The 18,879-nt window shown below is 60.6% G+C and carries 16 protein-coding genes and 1 tRNA gene; 5 read left to right on the forward strand and 12 right to left on the reverse strand.

Annotated elements, in window-relative coordinates; translation table 11 throughout:
• Positions 1-5 precede the first annotated feature (5 nt).
• Positions 6-359: a hypothetical protein gene (locus NJC40_RS12375; RefSeq protein WP_253139129.1), complete on the forward strand. Its 354-nt coding sequence runs from the start codon at positions 6-8 to the stop codon at positions 357-359.
• A 735-nt stretch (positions 360-1,094) separates the two neighbouring features.
• On the opposite strand, the gene NJC40_RS12380 is transcribed toward NJC40_RS12375, so the two are convergent.
• From NJC40_RS12380 to NJC40_RS12405, 6 genes are all read right to left on the reverse strand, one after another.
• Positions 1,095-1,168: transfer RNA gene (locus NJC40_RS12380), tRNA-Gly, on the reverse strand.
• A 143-nt stretch (positions 1,169-1,311) separates the two neighbouring features.
• Positions 1,312-2,205, reverse strand: a complete 894-nt coding sequence (locus NJC40_RS12385; RefSeq protein ID WP_253139126.1) for an alpha/beta fold hydrolase — start codon at positions 2,203-2,205, stop codon at positions 1,312-1,314.
• 348 nt (positions 2,206-2,553) lie between these two features.
• Complete coding sequence (locus tag NJC40_RS12390) at positions 2,554-3,246, reverse strand: pseudouridine synthase (protein ID WP_253139122.1); 693 nt, start codon at positions 3,244-3,246, stop codon at positions 2,554-2,556.
• A 2-nt stretch (positions 3,247-3,248) separates the two neighbouring features.
• On the reverse strand, positions 3,249-3,479 hold the full coding sequence (locus NJC40_RS12395; protein WP_253139120.1) for a cysteine-rich CWC family protein: 231 nt from the start codon (positions 3,477-3,479) through the stop codon (positions 3,249-3,251).
• A complete protein-coding gene (locus NJC40_RS12400; RefSeq protein ID WP_253139117.1) occupies positions 3,476-4,945 on the reverse strand; it encodes a sensor domain-containing diguanylate cyclase in 1,470 nt (489 codons plus the stop codon). The genes NJC40_RS12395 and NJC40_RS12400 overlap by 4 nt, the downstream gene beginning before the upstream one ends.
• A 103-nt stretch (positions 4,946-5,048) precedes the next feature.
• A complete protein-coding gene (locus NJC40_RS12405) occupies positions 5,049-8,297 on the reverse strand; it encodes a dermonecrotic toxin domain-containing protein (RefSeq protein WP_253139114.1) in 3,249 nt (1,082 codons plus the stop codon).
• 299 nt (positions 8,298-8,596) lie between these two features.
• Between NJC40_RS12405 and NJC40_RS12410 the strand changes: the two genes are divergently transcribed.
• On the forward strand, positions 8,597-9,025 hold the full coding sequence (locus NJC40_RS12410; protein WP_253139111.1) for a hypothetical protein: 429 nt from the start codon (positions 8,597-8,599) through the stop codon (positions 9,023-9,025).
• Between the two features lie 122 nt (positions 9,026-9,147).
• Entirely contained in the window at positions 9,148-9,840 is a 693-nt protein-coding gene (ung, locus tag NJC40_RS12415) for a uracil-DNA glycosylase (protein WP_045488380.1), read from the forward strand.
• Positions 9,841-10,245: 405 nt separating this feature from the next.
• Here the strand turns inward: ung and NJC40_RS12420 are convergent, their stop codons facing one another.
• From NJC40_RS12420 to NJC40_RS12435, 4 genes are read right to left on the reverse strand one after another with little or no spacing between them, the layout of a single operon-like run.
• On the reverse strand, positions 10,246-11,277 hold the full coding sequence (locus NJC40_RS12420) for an AbrB family transcriptional regulator (protein WP_253139109.1): 1,032 nt from the start codon (positions 11,275-11,277) through the stop codon (positions 10,246-10,248).
• Positions 11,270-12,784 carry a tripartite tricarboxylate transporter permease gene (locus NJC40_RS12425; RefSeq protein WP_045488382.1) on the reverse strand — a complete coding sequence of 505 codons (1,515 nt, stop codon included), beginning with the start codon at positions 12,782-12,784 and terminating at the stop codon, positions 11,270-11,272. The genes NJC40_RS12420 and NJC40_RS12425 overlap by 8 nt, the downstream gene beginning before the upstream one ends.
• Before the next feature lies 1 nt (position 12,785).
• Positions 12,786-13,244, reverse strand: a complete 459-nt coding sequence (locus tag NJC40_RS12430; protein WP_045488385.1) for a tripartite tricarboxylate transporter TctB family protein — start codon at positions 13,242-13,244, stop codon at positions 12,786-12,788.
• Between the two features lie 60 nt (positions 13,245-13,304).
• Positions 13,305-14,285, reverse strand: a complete 981-nt coding sequence (locus NJC40_RS12435; protein WP_045488388.1) for a Bug family tripartite tricarboxylate transporter substrate binding protein — start codon at positions 14,283-14,285, stop codon at positions 13,305-13,307.
• Positions 14,286-14,717: 432 nt separating this feature from the next.
• Here NJC40_RS12435 and NJC40_RS12440 point away from each other — a divergent pair, with 432 nt between their 5' ends.
• Positions 14,718-15,392: a response regulator gene (locus NJC40_RS12440; RefSeq protein ID WP_045488390.1), complete on the forward strand. Its 675-nt coding sequence runs from the start codon at positions 14,718-14,720 to the stop codon at positions 15,390-15,392.
• Positions 15,382-16,758 carry a sensor histidine kinase gene (locus NJC40_RS12445; protein ID WP_045488392.1) on the forward strand — a complete coding sequence of 459 codons (1,377 nt, stop codon included), beginning with the start codon at positions 15,382-15,384 and terminating at the stop codon, positions 16,756-16,758. The genes NJC40_RS12440 and NJC40_RS12445 overlap by 11 nt, the downstream gene beginning before the upstream one ends.
• Before the next feature lie 68 nt (positions 16,759-16,826).
• Here the strand turns inward: NJC40_RS12445 and NJC40_RS12450 are convergent, their stop codons facing one another.
• Positions 16,827-17,648 (reverse strand): HDOD domain-containing protein, encoded by an 822-nt coding sequence (locus NJC40_RS12450; RefSeq protein WP_045488394.1) that lies wholly within the window; start codon positions 17,646-17,648, stop codon positions 16,827-16,829.
• A 64-nt stretch (positions 17,649-17,712) separates the two neighbouring features.
• Complete coding sequence (gene ygfZ, locus NJC40_RS12455; protein WP_253139107.1) at positions 17,713-18,654, reverse strand: CAF17-like 4Fe-4S cluster assembly/insertion protein YgfZ; 942 nt, start codon at positions 18,652-18,654, stop codon at positions 17,713-17,715.
• Positions 18,655-18,879 lie beyond the last annotated feature (225 nt).

The raw sequence follows: 18,879 nt of genomic DNA on the forward strand, positions 1-18,879 counted from the left end.
AGTCCATGGACCGGTTCGCGTTTATCGTGCATCCAGGGGGCGTGGTACCAAGGGCGTACGGCGTTTTTCTGCAATTGCCAATCAACTTCGGTATTACCTTCGACAACATAGCTCAGGACCGCGGCCATGTACTTCTCTGGTTCGGTTTTGTAATCAATGCCGCTCCAGGGGAACGCCGCGACAGAAGCGGGCGGTTGCCGGGGGTATTGATTGCTGATGCTGAAGCAGGGGAAATCGCTGATGCAGGGCGCTTTGGCGGAGGTATTGAACTGTTCTATGGCGGCCTTTTCGTAGCCGTTATCGCTGGACAGGGCATGGGCGTTGAGCCCATAGACAGTGGCCACCGCTGTTATGACTGAACACACTATATGCTTATATGACATCGCGCACTCCTTGGGCTTTTTTTCATCACGTGTTGCTGATCAAGTGTTGTTTTAATAAGTGTTAATCACGCGGATCGATGCAAGTTGATCAATCAGGTGCTCGCTAACGACGTCTGCGGCCAATACGCGAAAATGTCTTTGAGCCGAGTCTGGATTAGCTGGCTGCCGGGATATCTCAGAACGGATGCAACGCCTGGCGAGTCATTGGCGGGCTGAACGCACTCAAGGCCAGGGGCCCAATAGAAAGCCTGCGTGGTGCTTACGCTACGACCTGGATTGCTTGCTGGCATGGACCATCCTGATGCCTTCCCTGGATTCGTGCCGCTCGCGTAATACCGCTGCGCGACTGTGATGTACGGATGGATTGAGTCGAAAGGCTTTTGCTTGGAACCGGCTGCGGATTCAAACCGGGCTTTACGAGCTCGGAAATGTACTCCGGATCTGATGACGGTAAAACGAATATTTGGCACATTGCCATCATTTCTTGGGTGCCGTGCTTTTTTGTTGTAGATAGCCGTCGATATTGGATTGGGAGGGGGATGATGCAGGCAGTCGCTGCGCACGTTCATTCGACGACGCTATGGCCGGTTTGGTTAATGCGCAGTAGAAGGCAGGGACAGGAAGGTTGCGATGCTTATCGCGAATAGCCAAAGCCAGATACTGCATGGCTTTGAGGCTATCGTCGGTGAGCTATGGTCACCGGGAGGAGACTGGAGCGGGTGAAGGGAATCGAACCCTCGTTATCAGCTTGGGAAGCTGGAGTAATGCCATTATACGACACCCGCTTTGTGCGCCTGACTTTGTACCAGATAGAGCGGGTTAAATGAAGCGTTGATTTACTGACCGATCATTCAGGCAACATTCGCCGAGAGGCTTTGGTGGGCATCGGCGAATGTATGTGCTTGGTTGGGGCCGGGTACGGCAGGTTTCAAAGAGCAAATGCGTGAGTTCCCTGTGGCTGGTGGTAGGCATGGCGGGTATTGCTGGCAGACACCGCACCTGGCTGCAGAAATCCCAGCAGGGCGTTTTTCGAGTCGCGGCAGGCGGCCTTGTTTTCCATGTCGAGGAAATGACCGGCGTCCTGGATGGTGCTGAAGCTGCAGTCTTGTACGTACTTGGTGAAATGGTGGACATCCTGGCCACTGGTGTATTCGTCCAGCGCACCGTTCATGAACAGGACGGGGATTTTGATATTGCTCGCGGCTGCCAGGTAGTTCTGCGGGTCGACTGCCAGCACCTGGGTGATGTGATGATGCATCTGGTCGTATTCGTGCAGGTCCAGACTGCTGACATGCCGATAGTTGAAGCGTTTGAACAGCGAGGGCAAGTGCTTGCCGATGGTGTCGTTGATCAGGTGACCGACTTCGTAGCGGTTACGTTCGCCCAGGTGTTTCACGCCGCGCAGCAGATAGTCCTGCATGGCGTCGTTGATGACCGGCGAGAACGAACTGACAACGGCTTTCTCGATGCGCTTGGGACGCTGCGCCAAGGCCAGCAGGGTTGCCACCCCGCCCCATGAAAAGGACATGACATGATCGGCATGGAAGTGCTCGATCAGTTCCAGCAGCAGATGGGCTTCTATCTCACGGCTCAGCGGTGCTTCGTGGGTGTTGTGCGGTTTGGAACGACCGGCGTACGGCTGGTCGAACAGGACGATGTTGAACTGTGGGTACAGGTTACGTACGGTCTGCGCATAGGACGCGGTGGTGGCCAGTGAGCCATTGACCATGATGATGGTCTTTTCCGCGGCGTCTGCACGATAGAATTCCGTGTAAACCCTGAACAGTCCTTGTATATCAAGCACAGCGATTTCTGGGCTCATATGTCTTCTCCTGGCGTAGACAAGGGTTACCAAGCAGTCGAAAACGGCCGGCGTTTTTCAACGGCTTGTTACGCGCAAATCAATTTGCACGAGTTTCGTGACAGGTAGGCATATGCCTTGGTTAAAAGCCCATGTCGATCCGAACCATCTGTCCGACAGGTATTGTTATTAGGCGGGCGATTTGTCGTGGGCCTGAATGGCCCTGGTACGGCAAAAAGGTTTCTTAGAATGCGGGTATGACTTGTCGGTCACATGTGGACCGACGTCTGGATTCAAGCAGTCGATCCGGGAACCCGCAAGTGCCGTTCGTATGAAGTCACATTTCGTGGGGTGTGGGCCGACTGACGGTCAGATCGAGTCGACTTCCTGGGCCGTCAGTGCGCGAAACCGGCCCGGTTTCAACCGCTCATCCAGTAGCAAAGGGCCCATGCTTTCGCGGTGCAGGCGCATCACTTTGTTATCGAAGTGGCCGAACATCCGCTTTACCTGATGATAGCGGCCCTCGACGATACTCAGCCGTGCCTGGCGTGGGCCGAGCAGGGTCAGGTGAGCGGGCTGGGTGGTGAGGTTTTCGAAGGCGAAATAGAACCCTTCAGCGAAGCGCGCCACATACCGTTCGTCGATTACCTGCTCGGTTTCAACGTAATACACCTTGGGCAGTTTGGTCTGCGGCTGGGTCAGTCGCCGCGACCACTGGCCGTCATTGGTCAGCAGCATCAGGCCGGTGGTATTGAAGTCCAGGCGCCCGGCGATGTGCAGTTCATGCCGGTCTGGCACATCCAGCAGGTCGAGCACCGTCGGATGCTGGTCATCCTGGGTCGCACTCACGCAGCCCATCGGTTTATGCAGCATGAAGTAACGCGCCGGCTTGCCTGCCTGTAACACCTCGTCGTCCAGTTGCACGCGGCTGAACTCGCGGACCTCATGCAGCGGGTCACGGGTGGTGTTGCCATCGACCCGGACCCGGCCAGCAATCAAGAGCAGCCGCACTTGCTTGCGGCTGAACTGGGGCAGGTTGCCAAGAAAGCGATCCAGACGCATGGTCAGGCGCCGTCCTGCGCCAGGCTATCGACAATCCCTGCGCAGCGCGGGCACAGGCAGGCTTTATTGCGCAGCTCATCGGGCAGGGCGGCGAGGCGAGCAGGGTCAATGCTGACACTGAAGCACCAGCAAGCCTGGGCGGCGGTACGCGGATCGGCCAGCGAGCAGTCGTTGCTGTAGCCGCATAATGGGCAGCGTTGGGCGATGGCGCTGCTCTGCGGTATTGCACTCATACCGGCACTGCCCGCTCGACGCACACTTGATTACGGCCGCCTAGCTTGGCCTGATACAGCGCCCGGTCAGCACGGGCGATCAGATCCTGCAGGTTGTCGTTGGGCAGGCGCTCGGTCAGGCCGACGCTGACGGTGACCTGCAGCATGCTTCCGGAAAAAAAGTAATCGTGTTGCTCAGCCAACCGGCGAATCTGCTCGGCCACGCGCTGGCCGCCGGCCAGGTCGCTGTCTTTGAGCAATACGATGAATTCTTCGCCACCCCAGCGGCAAATCACGTCGGACTGGCGCAGGCAACTCTTGAGGTCTTCCGCGAAGCCTGCCAGCACCGCATCGCCTGCCAAATGGCCATGGGTGTCGTTGAGGTGTTTGAAGTGGTCCAGGTCCAGTAGCAGGGCGGTCACCGGGCCGGGGCTGTCCAGGGTATTGCTGGCCAGCAGATTGAACCCGCGGCGGTTGGGCAGGCCGGTCAGGGTGTCGAGCGTGGCCTGCGCTTCCAGGCGGCTCTGGTAGCGGTGCAGGGTCTTGTTCAGTAACAGCATGACGATCAGGGTCACCGCCAGGCAGATCGCCAGGTTCAGGTAGAGTGAATGGCGGATGCCGTCCAGCGCGCCATTTTCCTTTTTGGTGACGAACAGGAACCAGTTCAGTTCAGGGATGAAGCGCACATTGACGAAGCTGTCAGCGCCTTCGGCGGTGTACTCGTAGCTATCGTTGCTGGCCTGGGGCAGTTTTTCCATGAGCTTGCCCAGGCCTGGCAGGTCCAGCAGCGTCTGGCCGGCCTGTGGATCGTGCGGGCTGCTGCTGGTGCCGGTGAGCACCACAACGCCGCGGGTGTCGACGAAAAATACGCCACGATCATAGCGCTGCTGGTAGCGGTCGATCAGCTTGACCACCGCATCCACGGTCAGCCCGACCCCGGCGGCGCCGATGAAGCGATTGTTGTAGTCGAACACCTTGTAGTTGATGAAGAAGCTCGGCCGGTCCTGGTTGGCCATGTCCGGATCGAAGCTGATCTCGTAGGGCTCGCTCATGTCCCGAACCCGGTAGTACCAGGCATCGCGGGGTTCGTCGGGCTTGATGGTCTTGAGGATGCCCTTGGCCTGGTAGTAGATCCCGGTTTTTTCGGAAATGAAAAATGAGGTATAGGCACCGTAGTGGTCATGCACCTCGCGCAGGTAGCGGATGATCTGCTCGGGGTTGTTCTCGCCGCTCACCACCCAGTCGCGCATGAAGGTGTCACGCGACATCATTGAGGCGATCAGGGTTGGGCGCACCAGGTCCTTCTGGATTTCCGAGTAAACCGTGTCGGAGGTCAGTGGCAGCTCGGTATTAATGATGTTGTCGCGGATCGAGCTGCGCGAGGCGTAATAGCTCAGCAACGAGGTGACCAGAAAACCGCCTGCCAATAGCAATGCCAAGGTGAACAACAAGGTGCGCTGTGAGGTGATGGCATTGGGAAAAGGCATAACGATTCCGGGTGGCTGGTAAACCGCTGAGGGCGGCATAGTAGACGAAACCTATTGCTGTGCTCTATCACCGCGTGGCCAGCATTTATCGGGCCAGAGTTCTTCAAGGGCTGATCGGGCGCCCCGGCAGCCGTGCAGGCACAGTGTAGACCGGTGCCTGGCCGATCAGCCCCTGCAGCGCGGCGCAGCGGCAATGCACCAGAAGTATCCGGTCGTAATGAATGCCCTGCTGAAAAAGGTTACCGAACAACTCGTCCAAGGTCGCCGGCAGGCGGCCAAACCGGTTGCGTACCGTCAGCACGTCCATCGGGGTCGGTGGCAGTTGTCCGGAGAAAAAACCGCTGTTGCTATTGCGCACTGTCCGGCCGACATCGTCGTAGCTTTCTGCCCCGGCACCCTGGTATTTCGCCAGTGTGTAGTTTTTCAGGCGCCCCGGCAGCGAGGTGCCGGCCAACAGTTTATCGGTGGCGACCAACGGCGGCAGCGCGGGTGTGTGACCGACCGGGCTGGAAATGGCAAACGGGCTGACCCGTTGGCTGACAACCCGGTGCAATCCGGGATCGATCAATATATGGCCGTGAGGCGCATAGGTGTGGATTTGCGTGCCGTTCGGGATTTTCACGGTTTTGCTCCACGGCAGGTGGTAGCCATGGGTGCTGACCACCAAGGTGCGCGCCTGGCCACGGTCTGAGGTCCAAAGCAGGAACTTGCGGCCCAGCTTCCAGACATGCACCGGCAATTGGCCGTACTGCGGGCCGCTGTATGTCCAGCGTTTGAGCCGGCCGCCATTATGAAAGAACGGCTCCAGGCGGGTCTGGCGGGGCATGCTCGGGCCGCCGATCCGTTGTCCCGGCGCCCGAGCCTGAGCAGCGGTACGCAACACGCGCCGGCCGTTGTCGATGAGCTTGCGCTGGGTGTCCAGTATCCGGACAGTGGCCGGGCCCACGCGCCAGAGCGCGAAACTCAAAAGCGATGCCAGTGCCTGTTGTTTTTCCGGGTAGCGACGGCCGGGCAGGTTGGCCATGGCGATATCGGTGCCGAGCACTCCCAGTTCGGTCGCCAGTGTCGCGATGGCCGCCGGTGTCATTGCCAGTGACATGGGCGCCAGCAGCCACTGCAGATGACGCAGTTGCTCGCTCCAGTAGCGCAGGGTCTGTTGCGTTGGAGTGACAATCTGCTGGCGGGCGTGCTCCAGCGCGTTGGCCCTGAGGGTCTGGCACATGTAGGCAAACGGTTGCCCGGCTGGCAGCGGCTGTTCGTACAGTGACTGATCATGGCGTTGGTGGCGGTCTGGCTGATACAGAATGTCGGACCAGGGACGCAGAATCGAGGTCGGTATCTGCAGCGGTGCCTGGCCGCTCCAGAATTTGAACAGATAATCCAGGCGTTGCTGATGCCGGTCCGGTACGTAACGCATTACCGTCGTGCGCCAGTCGGAATCAGCCATCGCGTTAAGCAGGTAGTGGTTCATCTGCTCGGCGTCGGTAAACTCGATAAAGCCATTGGCTTGCCCGGCCTGGTACAACACCCGCTGCCTGAGTTGGGCCGGTGCCAGCATCAGCAGGCTGCAGCACGGTTGCTGCTCAAGGCCTTCGATGAACGAACTCTGCACCTCAAAGCCCAGTACGCTCCAACTGGCGGCCGGGTCGCTCAGGGCATCGACCACGCGGTCGAAGCCGCCGCGCTGCAAATTGCCCTGCTTGAGCGCGATGATTGCCTGGCTGATCAGTGCAGCGCGCAAGGCGTGTTCCACCTGCGCTTGCTGTTGTGCCCAGAATGTTTCAATGCGCCCGCTGACCAGTGTCAGGAAGTCAGTTCGCCCGATGTGTTCGGCCAGTTGTCGGGCACTGACAGGCAGTTGTTTATCCACCTGCCATTGACCCTTGCCGGTAGGGTCGTGCCAGATTGCCCACGTGCCACCTTCATCGATGTAGCCCTCGGGCTGTTCAGCCTGATAGCGGCTGATCAATGCCTGGGCGAGGTTCATCGGCCGGGTATCGGGCGTATGACTACGATTGCCGGCCTGACGTACATGGCCCAGCGGGGTTCGTCGCTGGCCAGGGCGCCAGGCGACGAACACCTGGCGTGGATTGAGATCAAGCCCGTGCTGCTTGCGCAGCCAGTTGCGCATCAGGCCGGTGGCGATGTTCATTGGCGCAGGCAGGCTGTCGAGAATGGCTGGCCGTGCCTGCCACAGGTCTGCGGCGCCGGCCAGTGCCAGGGCCGGCCTGATTGGCTGCCACATGAATGCATCGCTGCCGCCCCGCGCAAAAGACTCGGCAGCGCTCTGGCTGGCCCGTTGCAGGGCGTGCATCGGGTCTCCTACATACAGGCGTGCTTCGATCTGGCCGGGTTGTTGGTGATACAACCAATGGCGGTGGATGGCAGAGTCGTTGAGTTCGCCCAGCATACGCTCGGTCATGTAGCTGGCGTTGTCGCTGATGTATTCGACAGGGCGGCGTCCTGAACCTGGCTGGTGGATGAAGCAGTGTGCAGTCAACGGCGAGCGTACCTGAAACAACCCGGGCACTACCTCATCAGCAAAATGCAACAGCCAGATCTGCGCACTGCGCGCCGGGCCGGTGTCCAGCATTGCCTGAGGCGTATCGGGCGGCTGGGTATAACCCAGTGCATCGAGGGCAAGGTAATAACCCTCGCGGTGCAGGTACTTGCGCTTGAATTGCCGGGCCAGTTCATCCAGCCAGGACAAACGGGCCAGTTGACGCCAGGTGTCAGCCTGGTGGCGCCAGAACCTGTCAAGCTGTTGTCGGTAGTCGTCTGCCCAGGGTTGGTCGATGATGTGGCGCAGTAAGTCACTGCGTTTGAATGACGGCAGTTCCGCCAGCGGCGCACCGTCAGTCACTTTGGCCCGCACCAGATACGGCAGCTCTGACTGATCTCCGGCCGTCACCGCCAGCTGGCTCAGGCTCAATTCCAGGTGTTGCTGCTCCGGATCGACGCCGCTATAGGGGCTCTCTATGCGCAGCCGCAGCGTGTCCGGGTCCAGCGGTTTACCTGCGGTTTCATGCAGCCAGTCGGTCAGGCGCTTGCGCACATAGCGCGGCCAGCCCGCAGGGGCGTCCATGTCCAGTTGCAGGCTGCGCAGCAGCAGTACCGAGTCGGCCAGCAAGGCATAGCCCGGACGTCTGCGCAGACGGGCCAGTTGCTCAAGGCGCCGGGCATTCAAAAGCCGGGTATCGTCGGTGGCCGGTTCTGGCTCGGGCTGAGGGAGGCGGATATCGAAAAACGGTGAAGTCGCAAAGGCATTGGCAGCGGGCAAACTGTCGGTGCGTTCCTGATCCTGACCGGCAAGCAGTATCGGTCTGGGAGGGATGAAACTGGGATCATGCATGGCAGAGACTCGAATGAGAAAAGCCACGCACTATGTCGTTGTTGTCAGTGCCGATGAGGGTAATTATTTATGGATCGCGCAGAATAACGGTTATGAAATTTTTTGTTGCATTGTCACGAAGCGCCGAGAGGCCGATGGCGTGGGATGCGCGGAACTTTCAGGCGGTTTTCGACGGCCTGGCGACGAATGCTTACCGCACCAGAATCGGTTTTTCCGGTCTTATGTAGCGTCCCCCAGAATCGGGCGGATACGCGATCAGCGGCGCTGATTCGCGACCACTCGCGGTCCAGGAGGCCGCCATGTATCGACGATCCCTGCTTGTTCTGTTGGTTCTTTCACTGGCCGGCTGTTATGGAGGCGCCGGTTACTATGAATCGGATGTCTATACCCAGCCTACGGTCGCACGCGGCTATTACGACGGCCCGGGCTACTACCAGGAGCGACGCATCTATGTAGCACCCCCACCGCGCTATTACGGTCCGCCACCGCCCCGTTATTACGCTCCACAGCCGCGTTATTACGGTCCGCCACCAGGGCCGCGGCTCTATGTACCCGGCCGCCCGCCTGGCCAGGCCTGGGAGCATCGTGGCCGCGATTATGACCGCCACCCTGATCGTAACCGCTGGGATGACCGGCGTGATCGTAACCGCTGGGACGATCGTCGCGACCGCAACCGTTGGGATGATCAACGCCAGCGTGACCACAACCGCTGGGATAACCGGCGCTAACCTTGCCTGATGAATGACGGCGCCTGATACGGCGCCGTTTTCAGGGCGGCGGCGATCAGGTGCATTTGACTTTGCCTGCGAGCTTTTCTAGTGTCCGCGCAACGTTTTTAGCAGGCACCTTCATGACAAGTGACGACCGGATCAAACTCGAACCCAGCTGGAAGCACGCACTGCGTGAAGAGTTCGAAAAACCTTACATGGCTGAGCTGCGCGAGTTCCTGCGGCAGGAGCATGCCGCCGGCAAGCAGATCTTTCCGCCAGGGCCGCTGATTTTCAATGCGCTGAACTCAACCCCGCTGGACAACGTGAAAGTGGTGATTCTCGGCCAGGATCCGTACCACGGTCCGGGCCAGGCCCATGGCTTGTGCTTCTCGGTACAGCCGGGCGTGGCGACGCCGCCGTCGCTGGTCAATATCTATAAAGAGCTGCACCGCGACCTGAACATCGACATACCCAACCATGGTTGCCTGCAATCCTGGGCAGACCAGGGCGTATTGCTGCTTAATACCACCCTTACAGTCGAGCGGGCCAATGCCGCTTCACACGCCGGGCGTGGCTGGCAGCATTTCACTGACAAAGTGATTGAAGTGGTCAGTGCTCATCAGCCCAACCTGGTATTCCTGCTCTGGGGCGCGCATGCACAGGGCAAGCGCAAGCTGATAGACGCCACCAAACACCTGATCCTCACCTCGGTGCATCCGTCACCGCTGTCGGCTTACAAAGGCTTTATCGGCAATGGCCATTTCGGGCGGACCAACAAGTTTCTCGAACAGAACGGCCTGACGCCGATTGACTGGCGGCTGCCGGTGCTTTGAGCTGGGCCACATGAACGGGGTTTCGTAGGGGGAATGCCGATCAGTTAAGGGAATTGGCTCATTGTTGCCGTTGATTTTGATCTTCGAGCCGAGATGGCACAAACGACGCCGAACGCGACTTGGGTGCAGGCCGAGGGTAGGCGTCGATTCGGGGGAGAAACCGACATGGATGTCGGTTTCAGGTGCGCTGGGCAGGACGCCCATCGCGCCGGCCCCCGAATCGGCGCCGGACGGAGGGAAGTCTGCCCGCAGGGCGGACCCAAACCAGGAGCAAGCGGTTTTTCCCCATTTTGCCGCTTTCAAAATGGGGTCGCCCAGCAGGGCGAAACCTGCGGTTCAGGCAGCTCGGTAATGGATTTTCCATTGCTCAAAAGAGCGCCGGAGATCGGCGCTACTCTCCTGCGGCTAAGCGCTGTTTCTAACCCAGCGCCGATACAGTGGCTCGGCCAGAAACAGCACGAACAGCAAGCGCATGACCTGCATGGCGGTGACCAGCGGCACCGACAGTTGCAACACCTCCGCAGTCAGGCTCATTTCGGCTATCCCGCCGGGCATCATGCCCAGCGTCAGCGAGCGCACATCCAGATGGGTGAGGGCGCCCAGGCCAATGGCCGCGAGGCTGGCGGCCAGCATCATCAGTGACGTGCCCAACAGGGTGCGCGCCAGAAATGACGGCGCGCGACGAAAGAATGCCCGGTTGAAGTGACAGCCCAGGCCGCTGCCGATCAGCAGTTGCCCCAGTTGGCTGGCACCGTTGGGCAGACCCAGTTGCAGGTCACAACTGATGCTTGCCACCGAGGTAAGCAGCAACGGCCCGAACAGCCAGGGGTTGGGTTGTTTCAGGCGTTGCCATAACCACGCGACCACTGCGCCGCCGAGGCTCAGACCCAGCAGCCAGCGCCAGTCGACGCTGACCGGATGGCTGAGCAGCGCACCATCGCCTATCAGGTATTTGAAAATGGCCGGGACGCACAGCACGACGGCCAATACCCGCAAGCTTTGCGCCGCTGCCACACTGCTGAGGATGGCGCCGTTACGCGCGCCCAGGTTGACCATTTCCTGTGAGCCACCCGGCATGCTGGAAAAGAACGCAGTAGGCCGGTCTTCGCCGGTGCGCAGCATCAGCCACACACCGATCAGACAAGACAGGCCCGTGATCAGCGCGCCGCTGAGGATCAGGCCGAAATGGGCGATGACCTGCTCGACCACGGCAGGGTTGAAATGCAGACCAATGCCCACGCCGATGATCAGTTGCCCGAACTTGCGCCCGCCCGGCACCGGGCCCAGTTGCCACGGCGTCAGGCAGCGCACCAGGATGACCGCCAACAGCGAGCCGACCATCCATGGCAATGGCCAGCCGATCAGGCTGGCCAGGTAGCCACCCGCTACCGCTACAAACGGGGTGGCCCACCAGTTGCGCCAAGAGCTATCAGGCATCAGCCACGGCTGCACGTTGTTTGGCGCGCTTGCGCCAGATGCGGTACAGCGGGAACAGCAGCATGAACACTGTGACTACCCAGACGCCCATGGTAATCGGGCTGTTCCACAGAATGCCCAGTTCGCCATTGGAGATCGACAGCGCCCGGCGCAGGTTCTGCTCCATCAGGCCACCGAGGATGAAGCCCAGCAGAATCGGTGACAGCGGGAAGTCCATCTTGCGCAGGATGTAGCCGAAGATGCCGATGCCGACCATCAGGAACAGGTCGAAGGTCGTCGCGTGGACGGCATAAACGCCAATCGCGGTAATGATCGCGATCACCGGCACCAGCGCCCAGTTTGGCACGGCGAGGATGCGGGTGAAGATCCGGATCATCGGGATGTTGAGGATCACCAGCATGACGTTGGCGATGAACAGCGAGGCGATCAGGCCCCAGACGATGTCTGGCTGCTGCTGGAACAGCATGGGCCCTGGGGTGATGTTATACAGCGACAGGGCGCCGATCATCACCGCCGTGGTGCCTGAACCCGGCACGCCGAGGGTCAGCATCGGCACCAGCGCGCCGCAGGCGGTTGCGCCAATGGCGGTTTCCGGTGCCGCCAGGCCACGCATGTCGCCCTGGCCGAACTTGCCGCTGGCGCCCGCGATGCGTTTCTCGGTCATGTAGGCCACAGCACTGGCCAGGGTCGCGCCGGCCCCCGGCAGCACGCCGAGAATAAAGCCCAGCAAGCCACAGCGCAGGTTGACGATAAATACCGCCGCCGCTTCCTTGAAGTTGAACAGCATGCGCCCGGTGGCTTTGACCGCTTCCTGGCCACGATGGGTCTTTTCCAGCAGCAGGAGGATTTCACTGATGGAAAACAGACCCAGTACCAACACCACAAACTGAATGCCGTCAGTCAGATGGATGTTGTCTCCTGTGAAGCGATACACACCGCTGTTGGCATCGATGCCGACCGCCGACAGGAACAGGCCGATCAGGGCCGCGATGAAGGTTTTCAGCGGTCGGTCACCGGCCATCCCGCCGAGGCAGACAATCGCAAACACCATGAGGACAAAGTACTCGGCCGGGCCGAAAGCGATGGCCCATTTGGCCAGCAATGGCGCGAACAGCACCATGCCGCAGGTGGCGATGAAGGCACCAATGAACGAACTCCAGGCAGACAGCGACAACGCGACACCGGCCATGCCCTTGCGAGCCATCGGGTAGCCGTCGAGGGTGGTCATGACCGTGGAGGCTTCACCCGGAATGTTGAGCAGGATCGAGCTGATCCGCCCGCCGTATTCGCAGCCCAGATACACCGCTGCCAGCAGGATCAGCGCCGACTCCGGCGGCAGGCCCAGGGCGAAGGCGATCGGGATCAGCAACGCCACCCCGTTGATCGGGCCCAGGCCCGGCAGCAGGCCGACGATGGTGCCGATCAGGGTGCCAGACAGAGCGGTGACCAGGTTGTAAGGGGTCAGGGCAACGCCGAAGCCTTGGCCCAGATAGCTGAAAGTATCCATATCAATTCTCCAGAACGCTGAGCAAGCCCAAGGGCAGGGGAACGTCCATGGCTTTATCGAATAGCAAGTAGAGGCCGATGCTCATCAGGGTGACCACCACGGCACCGGGCAGCCAGCGGCCGCCATACAGCCGGGCCATGGGAATGCCGATCAGGACGCTGCTGAGAATGAAGCCCAATGGTTCGAACAAGCCGGCAAACACCAGCAGCAGGCCGATGCACACCGCGATCTTGACCAGGGTTTCACGATCCAGTGGCGGTTCGTCCTCGGTATGGACGATGGGCGTGGGACGAAACAGCATGTACAACAGCGCAGCAGACATCAGCCCCAGCATCAGCAGCGGGAAAGCCCGTGGGCCCACCGGTTCGTAAGAAAATGGCGCCTGATAAGGCCAGGCCATCAGCGCCAGGGCCGCACATACCAATAGCAGCACGGCAGCAAGAAGTCGTTGCAAGACCATGATGATCTCCTGCGTTGCGCCTTTTGAGGCGCAACGGCTAGTCAGACAAGTGGGTTCTGATTACTGAATCAGGCCAAATTCCTTGGCCAGCAATTTGTAGTCAGCCACCTGTTTCTTGACGTAGGTATCGAGCTCGGCGCCGGTCATGGCAAACGGGAACAGCTCGCGCTGGTCGCGCAGTTTGGCGAAGTCTTCCGAGGCCAGCACTTTGTCGAACGAGGCTTTCCACCAGTTGTAGTCTTCGTCGCTGACTTTCGGGCCGAGGTAGAAGCCACGCACCACCGGCCAGACAATGTCGTAGCCCTGTTCCTTGGCGGTCGGGATGTCTTTCATTTCCGGCTCGTCGATGCGCTTGTCGGCGAAGACGGCCAGCAGCCGCATGTCACCGCTGAGGATGTGCGGCATCGAGTCGGAGATGTCGGTACTGCCCACCTGAATGTGGCCGCCGAGCAGTGCCGTGGCAATTTCGCCACCGCCTTCGAGAGCGACATAGCGCAGGGCGCGCGGGTTGATACCTGCGGCCTTGGCGATCAGCGCCGTCTGCATCCAGTCCTGGCTGCCGACGGTGCCGCCGGAGCCGATCACGACCTTGCTCGGGTCGGCCTTCAAGGCTTTGACCAGATCGTCGAGGTTCTTGTAGGGCGAGTCACTGCGCACGGCGATGGCGCCATAGCTGGTGCCTACGGCTGCCAGCCAACGTACAGCGTTTTCATCGAAACGACCGAATTTGCCCTGCGCCAGGTTAAGCAGCGAGCCGCTGGACCAGGCCACCAGCGTCCCGGCATCGGCCGGCCGCTGGGCGACCACCGCGTTATAGGCTACCGCACCCACGCCACCTGGCATGTAGGTCACGCGCATCGGCGAGGTGAGGATCTTCTCGTTGATCAGCGCGCTTTGGACCAGCTTGCAGGTCAAGTCAAAGCCGCCGCCGGGGGAGGCCGGTGCGATGCATTCGGGGCGTTTGGGTTCAGCAGCGAACAACTGGCTGGCCATCAGCATGGCGCCGGCCGCGAGGGCAAGATGGTGCAAGGGTCGTTTCATGGGGCAGTCTCCTGAAGCGTTTCTTGTTTTTAAAGGGTGAAGCAGAGCTGCTGAGCAAACCTCAGGCAGCAGCGTGCACCGGTGTCATCACTGGCATCGGAATTCTGGAAGACGGGGTATAGACAATTGGGGGCGGTGTACCGCGAGCGCAGCGCATTGTGCAGTTCGGGTCAATGAGCGCGCAGCCATGCATGGCGTGGTCATGAGTAAATCCTTTTTATTTTTCTTGTTATGCAGATGCTCGTTGGCACCTTGTGGAACGCTCAGTTTTCGGGCGTTTGCGCGATGCTAAATCACCAACCTTTCACTAACCTTTCAATGTTGGTTGCCAAATAAACCAAGCAGCCTCAAATTGTTTCGGGGCTTCACAGCCATGTACGCCCCTGTACACTCCAGCCGACTCACCCCCCAAAGGCATTTCTGGAGACCACGATGCGCGTGCTGTTCGTCGAAGATCATCTGCAACTGGCTGAAAGCGTATCCCGGGCGCTCAGGTTGGCCGGGCTGACCGTCGATGTCCTGCACGACGGTGTGGCGGCAGACCTGGCGCTGAGCAGCGAGGAGTATGCAGCGGTGGTGCTGGATGTCGGCCTGCCGCGCATGGACGGTTTCGAGGTGCTCGCCCGCCTGCGTGGACGCGGGCGTCACACGCCGGTGCTGATGCTCACCGCGCGCAGCGATGTCAAAGACCGCGTGCACGGCCTGAACCTGGGCGCAGATGATTACCTGGCCAAGCCGTTCGAGCTGTCCGAGCTCGAAGCCCGGGTCAAGGCGCTGCTGCGGCGCAGTGTGCTGGGCGGTGAGCGGCAGCAGCGCTGCGGTGCGCTGGTCTACGACCTGGATACCCGGCGCTTCACCATCAACGGCGAGCTGCTGACCCTGACCTCCCGCGAGCAGGCCGTGCTGGAAGTGCTGATTGCCCGCTCGGGAAGGGTGATGAGCAAGGAGCAATTGGCCGGCCAGGTGTTCGGCCTGGATGAAGAAGCCAGTCCGGATGCAATCGAGATCTACATTCATCGGCTGCGCAAAAAACTGGACGGCCACTCGGTGGCCATCGTGACCTTCCGCGGCCTGGGCTATCTGCTGGAAAGCCGCGATGCGCAATGACAGCCTGCGCTGGCGGTTGCTCTGGAGCCTGGCGCTGCTGCTCACGGTACTGATGCTGGCCAGTGGCATGAGCGCCTACTGGAACGGTCGGGAGGTGGCCGACACCGCCTATGACCGAACCTTGCTGGCCTCGGCACGGACCATCGCGGCCGGCCTGACCCAGCGTGATGGCACCCTCAGCGCCGAGATTCCCTACGTGGCGCTGGATACCTTCGCCTACGACAGCGAAGGGCGTATCTACTATCAGGTCAATGACATCAACAAGCGTCTGATCTCGGGCTTCGAGAATCTGCCTTCACCGCCGCCCGGCACCTTGCGCACTGATGACTACCCGGCGCTGGCCAGCTTCTATAACGGTGTTTATCGTGGGCAGGATGTGCGGGTGGTGAGCCTGCTCAAGCCGGTCAGCGAGCCGGGCATGAACGGCATTGCGGAAATTCGTGTGGCCGAAACCCAGGAGGCGCGGGTCGGCATGGCTCGCAGTCTGATGGCCGACACTTTGTTGCGGCTGGGGATGCTCGGTGCCGGTGCCATGTTGCTGGTGTGGTTCACCGTCAGCGCCGCCTTGCGTCCACTGGAGCGTTTGCGCAGTGCGGTGGAAGACCGTCAGCCGGATGACTTGCGGCCACTGCCGATGGTCGAGGTCCAGCACGAATTGCGCCCGCTGGTCAGCTCGCTGAATCACTTTACCGAACGCCTGCGCCATCAGTTCGAACGCCAGGCGCAGTTCATCGCCGACGCGGCCCATGAGCTGCGCACCCCGCTGGCGGCGCTCAAGGCCAGAGTCGAGCTGGGCCTGCGCGAGCATGACCCGCAGCAGTGGCGCAGCACGCTGGAGTCGGCGGCGCAAAGCACCGACCGACTCACCCATCTGGCCAATCAGTTGTTGTCACTGGCGCGAATCGAAAACGGCGCACGGGCGATTGCCGAGGGGGGCGCGCAGACCCTTGATCTCAGCCAGTTGGCCCGTGAGTTGGGCATGGCGCTGGCGCCGCTGGCCCATGCCCGGGGCGTGGCACTGGCATTAGAGGCTGACGAGCCGGTCTGGCTGCGTGGCGAACCCACCCTGCTCAACGAATTGCTCAGCAACCTGCTCGACAACGCCATGGCTCACACGCCTGCTGATGGCAACGTCGTACTGAGGGTCATCGCCCCTGGCATTTTGGAAGTCGAAGACGACGGCCCAGGCATCCCTGAAGCAGACCGTGAGCGGGTATTCGAACGCTTTTATCGGCGTAATCAGCAGAGCGCCGGAACTGGCCTGGGCCTGGCGATCGTCGGCGAGATCTGCCGGGCGCACCTGGCGCAGATCTCGTTACATGACGGGGAGCAGCGGGGCTTGAAGGTGCGGGTGAGTTTCCCGTAGGAGGGGCCGGGCGGCGATCCGCTTTAGCCGCGAAGCGTTCTCTGTAGCGGCCGCGATGCAGGGTGCGGTCAGTACAGCATCCTGCTGGCCTCATCCATGTGCACGCTCAGTTGTCCGCCAGCCGGGTCAAGCCCTAGCTGGGTAAAGGCCGGAAGGTCGACGATGTCTACCTGCGCCAGTGGATGGCTGGTGCCTCTGTTGATGTGTGCGCTGGCCACTTGTACCAGGTCGATGTAGTCCGCCTTTTTCGATACCCGCTGCAGATTCTGGAACTGGCTTGGCACATTGGCCAGCGACTCCTGGAAATCCCAGGTGCATAGCAGGCGTTCGCCGATGGTCGGGTGGATATTGTCGATGACATGGTTGAGGCTGACCGGATCGGCCAGCAGCTCGAAGTGGTCTTCGGCATAGGTCAGGATCGGCAGGATCCCGATCAGGTGTACCAGCCCGGCCAGGGTGGCCTGGTCCGGCTTGAGATGATGATGCCGCTGGCTCAGCGAATAGCAGATGCCGGCCACTTGCAGGCTCTGTTGCCAGATTTCGCGCATCTTCTGTTCGATCACCGGCGACTTGGCGTGGAACATCTGCTCCACTACCAGGCCGATGGCCAGATTGCTGGTGTAATTCACGCCAAGACGGCGAATGGCCGAAACCACGTCGCTGATCTCTACCGCACCACGCAGCATCGGGCTATTGGCGACCCGGATCAGGCGCGCCGACAGTGCTGTGTCATTGCCGATTACCCGGCTGAGTGCGGCCACACTGATCTCGGTATCTTCCGCAGCCTGACGAATCTTCAGAGCTACCTCCGGCAAGGTTGGCAGGAACAAGGCATCCCGTTCAATCGCTCTGATCAGGGCCTTTTGTACCTCGGCAGCCATGTTGCTCATGTCAAATCTCGTAGCTGTGGGCTTTTATATGTATGCGGCGGGCTTGCAGGCCCGCCGGATTGGCTCAGCGCTGGATTTCCAGCTTGCTGTCCAGGCTGTAAGGCAGATCCAGAAGCTCCAGGGCCGGGCCTTCGGCACTGCCCAGGTGAACCTGGCCGCCCTCGATGGCGTTATCCTGCAGTACGGCCAGCAGTTCAACGCCGCTGGCGGCCCGTGCGGCGATCACCACATTGCCTACTGCGCTGGCATGCACCGGTGAAAACAGCGCGGCGCCCGGCTCGGGAATTTCCTCGGCTTGCAGGCTCAGGCGATACAGATGACGCTTGAGCTTGCCCAGGTATTGCATGCGCGCGACGATTTCCTGGCCGGTGTAGCAACCTTTCTTGAAACTGACCCCGCCGACTGCCTGCAGATTGATCATCTGCGGGATGAATTCTTCGCGGGTCGCAGGCATCACCTGGCCAATACCTGCGCGGACCTGGCCCAGCAGCCAGTCGTTGAGCGAGCCTTGCGGCAGTTGCGCAACCAGTTGCGCCTGAACCTGAGCGGCCTGTTCAGCTTTGACCCAGAGTTCGGCCCGGCCGGGGCTGACTCGTGTGGCGAGCAGTTCGTTGACCTGCACCAGGCTGTCAGTCTCGGCTGGCAGTTCCAGACCCAGGCTGCGCAGCGCATCGTCGCCATCTTGCAGGCCGAAGCGCACCCAGGCAGCGCTTTCGTCGGTCAGTTTGGATTTGGAAAACACCGCGTACTTGCGCAGGTCCAGCAGCTGCGGCTCGATCAGTTCGCTGGCCATGGCCAGCAGGCAGCCATCGGCTTCAAAGAGGATGCGGAAACTCGACTGCATCCGGCCTTTCTGGGTGCAGCGCGCACCGAGCCCGGAGCGGGTTGGGCTCAGGTAGTTGATATTGCAGGTCAGTTGCCCCTGAAGGAACTTGCCGGCGTCTACGCCGCGTACTGCCAGAACGCCCTCATGGGACAACGTGCAGAAAAAAGCTGATTCGGCCATGGTCATCGCAAAATCTAAAAGGAATGACCTACATCATAGTGGTCTGATGACGATAAAGGTATATGCAAGGCTTTTTGACCATCGGGGCGCGACAAGCCCCCGCCGTTCAGGGCGGGGAAGGATAGCGCGGACGGCGTAGCCGTCCTCGGTCGCAGGGGGCGGATGTCAAATAGCCTGATTCGAGCCAGGTCACCCTATGCGCGAGAAGCCTCGGGGTTTAGCCCG

The organism is Pseudomonas sp. 21LCFQ02 (assembly GCF_024129895.2).
Lineage (GTDB): Bacteria > Pseudomonadota > Gammaproteobacteria > Pseudomonadales > Pseudomonadaceae > Aquipseudomonas.